Annotated in this window: 11 protein-coding genes; 6 read left to right on the top strand and 5 right to left on the bottom strand. The window is 70.9% G+C overall.

Annotated features, from left to right (window positions below; all coding sequences use genetic code 11):
• Window positions 1-85: 85 nt before the first annotated feature.
• On the top strand, window positions 86-1,945 hold the full coding sequence (locus AC1DCG_RS08235; RefSeq protein WP_477028543.1) for a glycoside hydrolase family 2 protein: 1,860 nt from the start codon (window positions 86-88) through the stop codon (window positions 1,943-1,945).
• A 100-nt stretch (window positions 1,946-2,045) separates the two neighbouring features.
• On the opposite strand, the gene AC1DCG_RS08230 is transcribed toward AC1DCG_RS08235, so the two are convergent.
• A complete protein-coding gene (locus tag AC1DCG_RS08230) occupies window positions 2,046-2,525 on the bottom strand; it encodes an SRPBCC family protein (RefSeq protein ID WP_477028542.1) in 480 nt (159 codons plus the stop codon).
• Between the two features lie 159 nt (window positions 2,526-2,684).
• On the opposite strand from AC1DCG_RS08230, the gene AC1DCG_RS08225 reads away from it, so the two are divergent.
• The 3 genes from AC1DCG_RS08225 to AC1DCG_RS08215 all read left to right on the top strand — a co-directional run bounded on the left by AC1DCG_RS08225 (window position 2,685) and on the right by AC1DCG_RS08215 (window position 6,571).
• Complete coding sequence (locus AC1DCG_RS08225) at window positions 2,685-3,449, top strand: SDR family oxidoreductase (RefSeq protein ID WP_477041446.1); 765 nt, start codon at window positions 2,685-2,687, stop codon at window positions 3,447-3,449.
• Between the two features lie 126 nt (window positions 3,450-3,575).
• Window positions 3,576-6,161, top strand: a complete 2,586-nt coding sequence (locus AC1DCG_RS08220; protein WP_477041445.1) for a hybrid sensor histidine kinase/response regulator — start codon at window positions 3,576-3,578, stop codon at window positions 6,159-6,161.
• A 68-nt stretch (window positions 6,162-6,229) separates the two neighbouring features.
• On the top strand, window positions 6,230-6,571 hold the full coding sequence (locus AC1DCG_RS08215; protein ID WP_477028539.1) for a hypothetical protein: 342 nt from the start codon (window positions 6,230-6,232) through the stop codon (window positions 6,569-6,571).
• On the opposite strand, the gene AC1DCG_RS08210 is transcribed toward AC1DCG_RS08215, so the two are convergent.
• Both AC1DCG_RS08210 and AC1DCG_RS08205 read right to left on the bottom strand, forming a co-directional pair.
• Window positions 6,568-7,020 carry a response regulator transcription factor gene (locus tag AC1DCG_RS08210; RefSeq protein WP_477028538.1) on the bottom strand — a complete coding sequence of 151 codons (453 nt, stop codon included), beginning with the start codon at window positions 7,018-7,020 and terminating at the stop codon, window positions 6,568-6,570. The genes AC1DCG_RS08215 and AC1DCG_RS08210 overlap by 4 nt on opposite strands.
• A gap of 101 nt (window positions 7,021-7,121) precedes the next feature.
• On the bottom strand, window positions 7,122-7,835 hold the full coding sequence (locus tag AC1DCG_RS08205; RefSeq protein WP_477028537.1) for an extensin-like domain-containing protein: 714 nt from the start codon (window positions 7,833-7,835) through the stop codon (window positions 7,122-7,124).
• Between the two features lie 113 nt (window positions 7,836-7,948).
• On the opposite strand from AC1DCG_RS08205, the gene AC1DCG_RS08200 reads away from it, so the two are divergent.
• Together AC1DCG_RS08200 and AC1DCG_RS08195 are read left to right on the top strand one after the other, a co-directional pair.
• On the top strand, window positions 7,949-9,319 hold the full coding sequence (locus tag AC1DCG_RS08200; RefSeq protein WP_477036591.1) for an MFS transporter: 1,371 nt from the start codon (window positions 7,949-7,951) through the stop codon (window positions 9,317-9,319).
• A 39-nt stretch (window positions 9,320-9,358) separates the two neighbouring features.
• Complete coding sequence (locus AC1DCG_RS08195; RefSeq protein WP_477028535.1) at window positions 9,359-10,177, top strand: nucleotidyltransferase domain-containing protein; 819 nt, start codon at window positions 9,359-9,361, stop codon at window positions 10,175-10,177.
• Here the strand turns inward: AC1DCG_RS08195 and AC1DCG_RS08190 are convergent.
• Window positions 10,174-11,016, bottom strand: a complete 843-nt coding sequence (locus AC1DCG_RS08190) for a hypothetical protein (protein WP_477028534.1) — start codon at window positions 11,014-11,016, stop codon at window positions 10,174-10,176. The two genes, AC1DCG_RS08195 and AC1DCG_RS08190, sit on opposite strands and share 4 nt — an antisense overlap.
• A gap of 31 nt (window positions 11,017-11,047) precedes the next feature.
• Window positions 11,048-13,036 (bottom strand): methylmalonyl-CoA mutase family protein, encoded by a 1,989-nt coding sequence (locus AC1DCG_RS08185; RefSeq protein ID WP_477028533.1) that lies wholly within the window; start codon window positions 13,034-13,036, stop codon window positions 11,048-11,050.
• Between the last annotated feature and the right edge of the window lie 39 nt (window positions 13,037-13,075).

Below are 13,075 nucleotides of genomic sequence, written 5' to 3'. Positions count from 1 at the left end.
TCTGGACAATCCGCAATCGGCCTGACCAATATCCCGGCAAATGACAACGTTGGCATTACCAGCGTTGCGGAACAGGGAGAGGTGGATGCGACGGGTGTTCGAGCGCGTTCTGGCGGCCGCGGCCGTGCTGGTCATGGCCGCCTCGGCGGCGCAGGCGGGACCGACCCTGACACGGGCCGACCGGCGCGACGGCCAGGACCTGTCGGGAACCTGGAACTACTCGGTGGACCCCTATCGCGACGGGATCGCCGGCTTCCACCGCGGCCCGCCCGGCGTCGGCCACCGCCGCTACGACGACAGCGACGTCGAGCAGGTCACCCGCGCCGATCCCAAGGCGCTCTACGAATACGACATGCAGCGCTCGCCGACCGCGACCCTGCCGGCCTCGTGGCTGACCCACGCGCCGGAGATGCGTCACTACCAGGGCCTCGTGTGGTACCAGCGGCGGTTCGAGACGCCGGCGCTGAAGCCCGGCCAGCGGGCCTTCCTGCGCTTCGAGGCCGCCAACTACACCGCCAAGGTCTATCTGAACGGCCAGGCCGCGGGCGAGCACGAGGGCGGCTTCACGCCGTTCTCGCTGGAGGTGACCAGGCTGCTGCGCGCCGGTCAGAACCAGGTGACCGTCGGCGTCGACTCCACCCCCGCCGTCGACGGCGCGCCGCCACCGGTCACCGACTGGGAGAACTATGGCGGGATCACCCGGCCCGTGCGGCTGGTGATCACGCCCGAGACCTTTGTCGACGAGGCCTGGGTGCGCCTGACCCGCGACGGCAAGGCGATCGCCGCCGACGTGCGGCTCGACGGTCCGGCGGCGGCCGGCGCGGCGGTCAGCGTCAAGGTCGCCGGGCTGAATCTGACCCTCTCCGGCCAGGCCGGTTCCGACGGCGTGGCCCGGCTTTCGGCTCTCGCGCCCAAGGGCCTCAAGCGCTGGGCGCCCGGCGCGCCGGCGCTCTACGACGTGCGTGTCGAGGCCGGCGGCGACGTGCTGACCGACCGCGTCGGCTTCCGCACGGTCGAGGTGCGCGGCGGCGAGATCCTGGTCAACGGCAAGCCGGTGTTCCTGCGCGGAATCTGCCTGCACGAGGAGGAGCTGGGCGAGAACCCGGCCCGCACGATCACCGACGCCTCCGCCCACGCCCTGCTGGCCGAGGCGCGCGATGGTTTGCACGCCAACTTCGTGCGCCTGGCCCACTATCCGCACGCCGAGGTGACCACGCGCCTGGCCGACGAGATGGGCCTGCTGGTCTGGAGCGAGGTCCCGATCTACTGGCTGGTCGACTTCGGCAACGCCCGCACTCTGAAGCTGGCGCGCGACATGCTGGCCGACTCCATCCGCCGGGATCGCAACCGCGCCTCGATCGTGCTGTGGAGCGTGGCCAACGAGACCCCGATCAGCGACGCCCGCAACGCCTTCCTGGGAACCCTGGCCGACGACGTCCGCGCGCTGGACGACACCCGCCTGGTCACCGCCGCCCTGCTGGCCGACCGCAAGGTCGAAGGCGGCAAGCAGGTGATGGGCATCGACGATCCGCTGGCCGCCAAGCTCGACGTGCTGGCGGTCAACACCTATGCCGGCTGGTATTCCGACGACAGCCTGGACGCGGTGGCCAAGATCGCCTGGCGGCAGACCGACAAGCCGATGGTGTTCTCCGAGTTCGGCGCCGACGCCCTGGCCGGGTTCAGCGACCCGGCCCTGATGCGCAAGTTCTCCGAGGACTTCCAGGCCCGCTACTATGTCCAGACCCTGGCCATGGCGGCCAACGCGCCGTCCCTGCGGGGCATGTCGCCCTGGATCCTCAAGGACTTCCGCTCGCCCCGCCGCCAGCACCCGGTCTACCAGCAGGGCTGGAACCGCAAGGGCCTGATCTCGCCCACCGGCCGGCGCAAGGCCGCCTTCAGGGTGCTGGCCGACTATTACGAGAAGCTGGCGGGAGAGGGACGGTAGTTCGTTCCCTCATCTCTTCCCGCCCGTCATTCCCGCCACAAGGGCGGGAATGACGGGAATGAGAAGGACGCGCCCCTAAAGGCGCCGCCCGATACGCTCCCTAGAGCCTCGCCGCCAGGGCCGTCATCTGGTCGGCGGCGACGCCCCAGCCTTCGTGGAAGCCCATCTGCTCGTGCATGGCCTTGTCCTCGGCCGACCAGTGGCGGGCGATGGCGGTGTAGCGGGTCTTGCCGTCGCCCAGGTCCTCGAAGCGGACGACACCGACCATGAACGGCTTGTCGGACGGAACCCAGGCGCTGGTGAAGGCGTCGGTGAAGACGATCAGCTGGTTCTCGACGACCTCCAGATAGACGCCGCGGTTGGGCATCTCCTCGCCGTTCGGGCCGCTCATGACGATCAGGCTGGAGCCGCCGGTGCGCACGTCCATCTCGGCGTGGCTGACGCGCCAGGGCGGGGGGCAGAACCATTCGGGCAGCAGCTCGGGCGTGGTCCAGCACTTGAAGAGCTTTTCGGCCGGCTGGTCGATGATCCGGGTCAGGACCAGTTCGTGAGCGGCGGCGGGGGCGGCGTCGAGGGCCATGGCGTCTTCTCCGTATCGTTGAAAGCAGTGTTCGGCCCAAGGACGACCGGCGTCGCCCCGTCCCGACAGGCTCCGGCTGATTTTTCGCAAGCCGGTTGACCGGCCCGGTCGCGGGGGCCACTGTGCCGGAAATTCAAACAAACGTTTAGGGAGCGCGCCGTGAGCCTCTTCGACCTGTCCGGCAAGGTGGCCGTCATCACCGGATCCTCGCGCGGGATCGGCAAGGCCATCGCCGAGCGCATGGCCGAGCATGGGGCCAAGGTGGTGATCTCCTCGCGCAAGGCCGGCCCCTGCGAGGAGGTGGCGGCGKCGCTCAATGAGAAGCACGGCGCCGGAACCGCCATCGCCGTTGCGGCCAACATCGCCTCCAAGGAGGACCTGCAGCGCCTGGTMGACGAGACCCGCGCCGCCTTCGGCCGCATCGACGTCTGCGTCTGCAACGCCGCCAGCAACCCCTATTACGGCCCGCTGGCCGGGATCAGCGACGACCAGTTCCGCAAGATCCTCGACAACAACATCATCAGCAATCACTGGCTGATCTCGATGGTCGCCCCGGAGATGCGCGAGCGGAAGGACGGTTCGATCGTCATCGTCAGCTCGATCGGCGGCCTGCGCGGCAACGCCATCATCGGGGCCTACAACATCTCCAAGGCGGCCGATTTCCAGCTGGCGCGCAACCTCGCCCACGAGTTCGGGCCCGACAACGTGCGGGTCAACTGCATCGCGCCGGGCCTGATCAAGACCGATTTCGCCAAGGCCCTGTGGGACGACCCCAAGACCCTGGAGCGCTCGACCGCCGGCGTACCGCTGCGCCGAATCGGCGAGCCGGACGAGATCGCCGGGGCGGCGGTCTACCTCGCGTCAAGCGCGGGCAGCTTCATGACGGGGCAAGCTCTGGTGGTGGACGGCGGGGCGACCATCTGAGGCGCGCTCCACCGTCACGTGATAACGGCGGTTTTTGGTGCGGCCTAGGGACGCGCCCCGTCGGAAATTAACCGTCAGCGTAAGAGGTTGCCGCTAGGAAATACGGGTCAATCGAGGACCCGCCGCTTGAAGCGAATCCTGCCCCTGCTGCTCGCGCTTGTCGCCCTGGCCGGCGTGGCGCCGGCTATCGCCGCATCGCCTGATATCGGCGGCCAGGCGGGCAAGCTGCAGACGCTCTATCGCGAGATCGGCGTCCAGCGGGTCGGGCCCGCGCCGCACGCCAACGAGGATGTCGAGCGGGCGGGTCGCCGCGCCCTGCGCCAGCGGGGCGACACGCGGCTCTATGCCCTGTGGCGCGTGCTCTACGCCTACAAGAGCAATCACGTCGACCAGGCCTTCAAGGACTGGATCGCCACGGTGCGCGCCACGGCCCGCTCAGACGGCGACGCCGAGCTGACCACCCTGGCCGAGATGATGGAGGCCGCCTACGAGCTGGAGACCCGGGGGCCGAGCGGCGTCGACGACGCCCGCTGGGCCAGGTTCCTGGAAGGCTCGGGTCGCGAGATCGGCCTGATGGCCGGGGTCGAGCGCATTCGCCTGCTGGCCCGCAGCGGCCGCTGGACCCAGGCCAGCCAGTTCGCCGGCGAGCTGTTCGAGGATCTGGAGGAGCGCGGCTCCATCGCCCGGCCGCTGCTGGCCGAGGCCCATCAGGTGCACTCCTACACGCTGTCGGAAATCGGCGACAAGGACGGCGCCCTGGACCACATGGCCGAAGCCGCGCGGCTGGACGAGCGCGACGCCTTCTACATGCGCAAGATCGAGCGGCTGTACGACATCGCCTACACCGCCGCCGAGCTGGGCGAGATCCAGGCCGCCGAACGGTTCGCCCAGATGCACCACCGGATGAGCGAGGCCACGGGCGACCAGGACCTGCTGACCTGGGACCAGAACCTGTGCGCGGTGATCGCCGACGCCCGTGACGACCCGCGGGCGGTTCTGCGGTGCCTGGTCGACGCCGGCCCCGCCCTGGCCGCGCCGCGCGACCGGGTGTCGGTGTCGATGCTGCGCCTGCGGGCCAAGGCCCTGGCGCGCACCGGCTACGCGGCCCGGGCCCGCGCCGACCTGGCCGTGCTCGACCAGGCGCCGCCGCGCGCGGCGCGCCCCGATCCGATCGGCCGCCTGCTGGTCGAGGCCTACATCGCCAACGCCGAGGGGCGCGGCAAGGACGCTTTCGCCCTGTTCGACCGCTGGCGCGTCACCCACGCCCGCGAAGCCAGCGCCACCCAGGCCGCCACCGCCGCCCAGATCTCGTCGGCCCTGGAGGCCGAACTGCGGGCCAAGCGCAGCGAAAGCCGCCGCCTGACCGCCGAGGTCGAGCTGACCCGCCGCCTGGCCCAGGCCACCGGCGTCATCGCCGCCCTGATGGCCCTGCTGGTGGTCGGCGGGATCGCCTGGGCGGTCTACATGCGCCGGGCCCAGGCCAACCTGAAGGACGCCCGCGGCCGGGCCGAGGCGGCCAGCGACGCCAAGTCCTCGTTCCTGGCGGTGATGAGCCACGAGCTGCGTACGCCGCTGAACGGTATGCTGGGCATGGCCCAGGCCCTGCGCGCCGACGAGCTGGGCGCTGGCCAGCGCGAGCAGGTCGACCTGCTGATCGACTCCGGCGAGACCCTGCTGGTGCTGCTGAACGACATCCTCGACCTGTCGAAGATCGAGGCCGGCAAGCTGGACATCGCCCCGACGGCCGGCGACCTGGTCCAGACCGTCGGCCGCCTGGTCAACGGCTTCCAGCCGACCGCGCGCGAGAAGGGCATCGTCCTGTCGTTCAATGTCGACGGCGATCCGCCGCCGTGCCTGATGTTCGACGTGGTGCGGGTGCGCCAGTGCGTGGCCAATCTGGTGTCCAACGCCCTGAAGTTCACCAGCGAGGGCCGGGTCGAGGTGACCCTGGCCTGCGCGCTGGAGCCCAACAGCGGCCGTCAGGCCGTGCGCCTGACCGTCAGCGACACCGGCATCGGCATGAGTTCCGCCACGCTGGACAAGCTGTTCGGCGCCTTCACCCAGGCCGACGCCTCGACCACCCGCAACTACGGGGGCTCGGGTCTTGGGCTGAACATCACGCGCCGTCTGGCCGAGCTGATGGGCGGCTCGGTCAACGTGCGCAGCCGCGAGGGCGAGGGCTCGCTGTTCACCCTGCGGTTCCTGGCCGATGTCGTCGAGGCGCAGACCGCCCTTGTCGCGCCGGCCGCGGCGCCGGCGGCCGTTCTGGAACTGGACGCCCTGGCCTCGCTGAGCGGGCGACGGGTGCTGGTGGTCGACGACCACCCGGTCAACCGCCGGGTCATCCGCCTGTTCCTGGAACCGTTCGGCTGCGAACTGGTCGAGGTCGAAAACGGCCAGGAGGCGCTGGCCGCAGTCGAGGCCGAGGCCTTCGACATCGTGCTGATGGACGTCAACATGCCGGTGATGGACGGGCTGGAGGCCACCCGCCGCCTGCGCGCCGACCCGCGCTGGCGCAACCTGCCGATCGTCGCCCTGACCGCCGATGTGATGAGCACCCAGATCCGCACCTGCCTGGAGGCGGGCATGGACGCCCACGTCGCCAAGCCGATCGACATGCGCAACCTGCTGACCATCCTCGCCCAGGTGGTGGTCGCCGCGCAGACGCGGGCGTCGGTGCGGTCGCGGAAAGTCGCCTGGGCGCGGGCCTGACGAGGCGATCGCTTCTGGATCGCGCTATCCTCCTTCTGCGATAGTCGGGCGATCGAAGGGGCGGTCGGATGATGATCCTGCTGGCGAGCCTTATGCTCGCGGGAGAGCCGCAAGGGCTGAAGCTGCTGACCGGCGAGGAACTCAAGGCGACGGTGGTCGGCGCGCGGTTCTCGTACGGCGGGGGCGAGGGCGACGAAAGTTTCGGGACCGACGGCAGATACGTCGTGTTTCACCGCGCGCCCGTGGCGGGAGCCTATGTCGTCACGGACGATCAGGTGTGCGTCACCGGCTTCGACGAGCGTCGCTGCCGGCGGCTGCTGCGTGATCGCCAAGGCGGCTACGTCGTGGATTTCCCGTTGCCGGGCGGGCAGCGCGCCTTGCAACGCGTCTCGATCAGGCCGGACGGCTAGTCGATCTCGAAGGTGTCGGGCTGGCGCGGTGGCGCGGGCCTGGCGGCCGGCGGAGGAGCCGGCGGCGGGGGCGCGGCCTTGGGCTCGTGGGCCAGCAGGGCGTTGACGCGCTTGGACAGGTCGGCGGCGGTGAACGGCTTGACGATATAGCCGTTGGCGCCTTCGTTCAGGGCCAGCTTGACGGTGTCGATGTCGCCGCGGGCGGTGATCATCATCACCGGGGTGCGCAGCCTGCGATGCTTGCGCATCAGCCGCAGCACCTCCAGCCCGCTCATGCCGGGCATCTGGATGTCGAGCAGCACCAGGTCGGCGCGCGCGTGGCTGAGCGTCTCCAGGCCGATCGTCCCGTTAGGCGCGGCCGACACGCGGTGGCCCGACTGGCTCAGCACCAGGTCGACGAAGTCGCGGATCAGGGGATCGTCGTCGATCACCAGGACGGCGTGCGGCATCGGCGGGATTTCCAGAATCTACGCGTCGGGTACTCGACCAACTATAGCGCGCGTCGAGCCCGTGTCGCACCCCCGCGTGCGCCGCGCTTATTGTCGCGGTTTCAGCGGCACAGGCGATACGGGCTGAGGTCCAGGTGCAGGTGGTCGGCGTGGGCGGCGTTGTAGTCGGGACCCAGCACCGCGCCGAACAGGTCGCAGGCCCCCGCCCGGGCGACGCGCAGGAATCGGCCCTCGGGGCCGTCCTTGCGGAAGTCGCCGGCGATGGTCAGGCGGCGGCCGTCCTTCAGGCGCACGCCCGAGACGTCCAGCGCCGAGGCGCTGGCGTGCTGGCTGGGCCGCTCGCCGGCGCGGCCGTAGATCGTCCGGCAGGCATAGGTTCCCAGGTGCTCGACCCGGACGAGGTCGTCGTCCAGCAGGCGCCGGGCGGCCGGTTCCAGCACCTGCCGCTCCCAGACCGCATAGCGCAGGGCCAGCAGACAGGTCATGACCGGCGCCGCGGGCGACAGGCGGCTTTGCGCGCGCACGGTGTCGCGCGTCGAGCAGAACCCGTCCTCGCGAACGGGCTGGTCGACGAAGGCGACCCCGCCGGCGCGCAGGGCCGCGCGGCAGCCGGCCGGATCGGCGCCGATCCGCGCCAGCTTGCCCTTCGTGGCCAGGCCCAGCGGCTGATCGATGGAGAACGGCTTCCAGGCCAGGTCCTGCGGCGGCGCGATGCGGTCGACCAGCGCAAGCAGCAGTAGGCCGGCGAGGGCTGCGTCCAGCAGCAGGCCGCCGATCTCGGCCAGCGCCAGGGCCTGGGGCGAAGCGGGTTTCACGCAGACCGCAACGGCCGGACGCGCCGTCCGGTTCGCCGCGACGGCTTGGCGAGCGGGGCGGAAACGGGCATGACCGCCTGCCCGGTCGGAAGCGGCCGCACCAGAGACCTTGGATGTCCGCCCACCGCACCGCCTTGCTCGACCGCGCCCTGCTGCCGCGTTTCGGCCTGCTGTGCCTGGGCATCTGGCTGAACGCCGCCGACACCCTGGTCACCGCCACCATCATGCCCAGCGTCGCCCGCGAGATCGGCGGCCACCAGTACTTCGGCTGGTCGGTGGCGGCCTATCTGATCGGCTCGATCGTGGCCGGAGCGTGCAGCGGCAAGCTCTCGCAGGGGCTTGGCCTGCGGCGCGCCACGGCCTTCGCCGGCGTGGTCTACGCGATCGGCTGCGCCATGAGCGCGCTGGCGCCCGACTTCGTCACCTTCGTCGCCGGCCGCCTGGTGCAGGGCCTGGGCGCGGGGGCGGTGGTGGCGCTGTGCTACGTGGCGATCACGGCCCTGTTTCCCGAAAGCCTGTGGCCGCGCGTCTATGGCGCGGTGGCCGGGGTGTGGGGCGGAGCCACCTTGCTGGGGCCGATGCTGGGCGGGGTGTTCGCCGCCGCCGGCTTCTGGCGCGGGGCGTTCTGGGCCTTCGTGATCCAGGGCGTGGTCTTCGTCGTCGCCGTGCTGGCCATGCTGCCGGGCGAGAAGCGGCAGGCGGGCGCGACCCGCATTCCCAGCCGCCAGCTGCTGCTGCTGGTCGTCGGCGTCGGCCTGATCGGCGCGGCCGGGGTCGTGGCCTCGCCCCCCGTCGCGGGCGTCTGCGCGCTCTTCGGCGTCGCGGCCATGGCGGCGATGCTGGCCGTCAACCGCGCCTCGCCCGACCGCCTGCTGCCCCGCTCGGCCGCCGACCTGTCGACCGCCACGGGCCTTGGCCTCCTGACCATGTTCGCCTGCGAGGCCGCCGCCATCGGCTTCACCGTCTATGGACCCGCCTTCATCCAGGCCCGCCACGGCGCCTCGCCCCTGGTCGCCGGCTACGTCACCGGGGGCATAGCGGCGGGCTGGACCGTCTGCGCCATGCTGGTCGCGCGCCTGAAGGCCGAGCAAGAGCCCCTGGCCATCCGCGCCGGCGCCCTGGTGATCCTGGTCGGGGTGGCGCTCTCGGCCCTGGCCGTCACGCGCGGCGGCCTGTGGAGCACGGGCCTGTCGCTGCTGGCCGTCGGCTGCGGCTTTGGCCTGTGCTGGGCGTTCCTGGCCCGTCGCACCATCGCCGGCGCGCCGGTCGAGGAGCAGGCCCTGGCCTCGTCAGCCGTGCCGACCGTGCAACTGATCGGCGGCGCGGCCGGCTCGGCCGCCGCCGGGGCCATGGCCAACCTACTGGGCTTCGGCCACGGCATCGACCCGGCCGCCGCCTTCGCCCACGGCCCCTGGCTGTTCGCGGCGTTCACGCCCCTGGCCCTGGTGGGCTGCGCGGCGGCCTGGCGGCTGGCGCGCAGCTGACGCCTTGCGGTCAAGCTTTCCGGCGGCCACAACGCCAGGATGACCATCGATCACAGCTTCGCCGACGCCGTATCCGAAGACCGCCGCGCCCAGGTCGTCGAGCGCCTTGACGCCATCGCTCGCGAGGAAGGCGTGCGCATCCTGCTGGCCGTGGAGTCGGGAAGCCGTGCCTGGGGATTCCACTCGCCCGACAGCGACTACGACGTGCGGTTCGTCTATGCCCGGCCGGTGGCCGACTATCTGACCCTGACCCCGTCGCGCGACGTTATCGAGCGCCCGATCGACGATGATCTCGACATCGGCGGCTGGGACGTGAGCAAGGCGCTGAAGCTGGTGGCGCGCGGAAACGCGGTGGTCTCCGAGTGGCTGTCCTCACCCATTCTCTATGCCGAGGATCCGGGGTTCCGCCCGGTGTTCGAACCGATCGCCCGGGCTTGGCGCGATTTGCACGGTGATGTCGGCCACTATCACGGCCTGGCCCGCCGTCAGTGGGGCAGCTTCATCGAGGGCCGCGAAGAGGTTCGGCTGAAGAAGTATTTCTACGTCATCAGGCCGGCGGTGGCCCTGCAATGGCTGCGCGAGCATCCGGGCGAGCGACCGCCAATGAGCCTGCCGCGCCTGCTCGATAAGGTGCGCTTGCCGGCCGAAACCGCCGAAGCCTTGGAGGACCTGCGCCGCCGCAAGCAGGCAGCCGGCGAGGCGGTCGGCGTGGGCGCGCGCATCCCGGCCATCGACGCCTATGTGCGCGAGCAGATGATGTGGGCGGTGAGCGCCAAGCCTTCCTTCGCGCCGCGCGATCCGGCGCTCTGGGCGCGAACCGAGGGCGCCTTCCGCGCTCTGGTCGGCTTCGACGGCTAGTCCGAGCCGCCCATCGCCAGCAGGATGGCGGGGTTCTGGGCGATCAGGATGACGCCGACGGCGCCCAAGGCGGTGTCGTCGCGCTCGTCGGACTCGGTGGCCGCGCCGGGGATCGGGACGACGATCGCGCCGTCGAGCTGTTGGCTGGAAGCGGCATCGAGGTCGGGGCGATGGCGCAGGATCTCGGCGCGCACCGTGTCGACGCCCACGGCCATCGGGGCCAGATCGATCTCGATGTCGGTTCCCACCGCGCGGTCGGCGGGGGTGAGGCCGGGCAGGTCGTTGGGGCCCAGGCGCAGGCACAGCTTGCCGCGGCGGTCGGCGCTGCGCGGGCGCACCGCCTGGATCGCCGCCCACGGGACGGTCCAGCCCAGCCCGCGGTCATAGACGCCGGCCTCGTCGACCCGCAGTTCGACGGCCGCCGGCTCCAGCGGCGGGCGCCGCCAGATCAGCCAGCCGAAGGCCAGGTTCAGGGCCATGGCGTAGATCACGCCCCAGAGGTCGCCGTACCACCAGGACTGGCCGGTCAGCAGCAGCGCGATCGCCAGGCCCGCGAAGGGAAGGCGGTGTTTCCAGCGGGCCTGGAACCGGGTCTTGCGGCTGGCGCGCCAGACGCCCGGTGCGGGCTGGTCGGGGGCGTCCTCGCGCCGGCCCGCGATCCAGAAGGCAAGGGCCAGGCCGAAACCGGCGATCCACAACGGCGGCTGCACCTCGGGCGAGCCGCCCCAGACGCCCAGGGTCAGGCCGCCCCAGGCCGCCGTCGGCGCGATCTCGCGGCCAAGCTGCGCGGCGGACATGTGGACGCGGACGCCGTCGGCGACCTTGCGGAGCGGGTTCATGCTCGCGAAGGTAGCGCTTGTCTGGCCGGACTCAAGCCTGCTCCAGCGCCGTCGCCTCTACCAGCCGGACAACGTCGCCCATGATCTGCGTGATGCGGAAGTCCTTGGGGGTGTAGATCCGCGCCACGCCCATCTGCTTGAGGATCAGGGCGTCGGCCTCGGGGATGATGCCGCCGGCCACCACGGGCACGTGCTCCAGTCCCTCGGCGCGCATCAGCCGCACCACTTCCTGCACCAGATCCAGGTGCGAGCCCGACAGGATCGACAGGCCCACGACATGGGCGCGGCTCTCCTTGGCGCGGCGGACGATCTCTTCGGGCGTCGAGCGGATGCCGTCATAGACCACCTCCATGCCGCAGGCGCGGGCGCGGGTGGCGATCTGCTCGGCGCCGTTGGAGTGGCCGTCCAGGCCCGGCTTGCCAACGAGATAGGTCAGGGTGCGGCCCAGCACCTGCGAGACCCGCTCGACCTCGGCCTTCACCGCCTCGACATCCTCGGCCTCGCCGGTGGAGACGACGACGGCCACGCCCGTCGGGCCGCGATACTCGCCGAAGATCTCGCGAAGCGCTCCCGCCCACTCGCCGGTGGTGACCCCGGCCCGGGCGGCGGCGATCGAGGGCTCCATGATGTTGCGACCGTCGATCGCGGCGGCCTTCAGCTCGGCCAGCGCAGCCTCGACGGCGGCCGCATCGCGGTCGGCGCGCCAGGCCTGGGTGCGGGCGACGACCTCGGCCTCCAGCTTCGGATCGACGGTCTCGATGCTGCCTTCGCCGGCCGACAGGGGCGAGGGCTCGCTGTCGGTCCAGCGATTGACGCCGACCACGGTCAGCTCGCCGGTCTCGACGGCCCGCACGCGCCTGGCGTTCGAGCCGACCAGCTGGGCTTTCATGTAGTCGATGGCGCTGGCCGCGCCGCCCATCTCGTCGATCAGGGCCAGCTGCTCCAGCGCGCCCTTCGACAGCTCAGCGACCTTGGCCTCGACCACGTGGCTGCCGGCGAACAGGTCTTCGTATTCCAGTAGGTCGGTCTCGTAGGCCAGCACCTGCTGGAGGCGCAGCGACCACTGCTGGTCCCACGGGCGCGGCAGGCCCAGCGCCTCGTTCCAGGCCGGCAGTTGCAGGGCCCGGCAGCGGGCGTCCTTGGAAAGCGTCACCGCCAGGGCCTCGATCAGGATGCGGTAGACGTTGTTCTCGGGCTGCGGCTCGGTGAGGCCCAGGCTGTTGACCTGCACGCCATAGCGGAAGCGGCGGGCCTTCTTGTCCTGCACGCCGTAGCGCTGCAGCAGGATCTGGTCCCACAGCTGGGTGAAGGCCCTCATCTTGCAGAGCTCGGTGACGAACCGCACCCCGGCGTTGACGAAGAAGCTGATCCGCGAGGCGACGATCTCGAAGTCTTCTTCCGGAACCTGGCCGCCGGCCTTGACGGTGTCGAGCACCGAGATGGCGGTCGCCAGGGCGAAGGCCAGCTCCTGCTCCGGCGTCGCGCCGGCCTCCTGCAGGTGGTAGCTGCAGACGTTCATCGGGTTCCATTTGGGAACCTCGCGATAGCACCAGGCGATCATGTCGCCGATCAGCCGCAGGCTCGGGCCCGGCGGGAAGATGTAGGTGCCGCGGGACAGGTATTCCTTGATCAGGTCGTTCTGGGTGGTGCCCTGCAGAAGCCTGCGATCGGCCCCCTGCTCGTCGGCCAGCGCCACGTACATCGCCAGCAGCCAGGCGGCCGGCGCGTTGATGGTCATCGAGGTGTTCATCTTCTCCAGCGGGATCTCGCTGAAGAGGGCGCGCATGTCGCCCAGGTGGCTGATCGGCACCCCCACCTTGCCGACCTCGCCGCGCGAAAGGATGTGGTCGGGGTCGTAGCCGGTCTGGGTGGGCAGGTCGAAGGCCACCGAAAGGCCGGTCTGGCCGCGCGCCAGATTCGAGCGATAGAGCGCGTTGGACTTCTGCGCCGTCGAGTGGCCGGCATAGGTCCGGAAGATCCACGGCGGATCGGGCGCGTGCTGATAGGCCTTGTCCGACATCCTCGCGCTCCCGGCGGTCTTTTATGATTATCGCGGGAT

The organism is Caulobacter sp. 10L414 (assembly GCF_056395525.1).
Note: the sequence above shows the minus strand (reverse complement) of the source record. Positions and strands in the feature narration are given on the sequence as shown.

Coding starts and splice junctions, on each gene's coding strand:
- AC1DCG_RS08185 (WP_477028533.1), bottom strand. CDS start 13,036: ATGTCGGACAAGGCCTATCAGCACGCGCCCGATCCGCCGTGGATCTTC.
- AC1DCG_RS08230 (WP_477028542.1), bottom strand. CDS start 2,525: ATGGCCCTCGACGCCGCCCCCGCCGCCGCTCACGAACTGGTCCTGACC.
- AC1DCG_RS08215 (WP_477028539.1), top strand. CDS start 6,230: ATGATGATCCTGCTGGCGAGCCTTATGCTCGCGGGAGAGCCGCAAGGG.
- AC1DCG_RS08190 (WP_477028534.1), bottom strand. CDS start 11,016: ATGAACCCGCTCCGCAAGGTCGCCGACGGCGTCCGCGTCCACATGTCC.
- AC1DCG_RS08210 (WP_477028538.1), bottom strand. CDS start 7,020: ATGCCGCACGCCGTCCTGGTGATCGACGACGATCCCCTGATCCGCGAC.
- AC1DCG_RS08235 (WP_477028543.1), top strand. CDS start 86: ATGCGACGGGTGTTCGAGCGCGTTCTGGCGGCCGCGGCCGTGCTGGTC.
- AC1DCG_RS08195 (WP_477028535.1), top strand. CDS start 9,359: ATGACCATCGATCACAGCTTCGCCGACGCCGTATCCGAAGACCGCCGC.
- AC1DCG_RS08200 (WP_477036591.1), top strand. CDS start 7,949: ATGTCCGCCCACCGCACCGCCTTGCTCGACCGCGCCCTGCTGCCGCGT.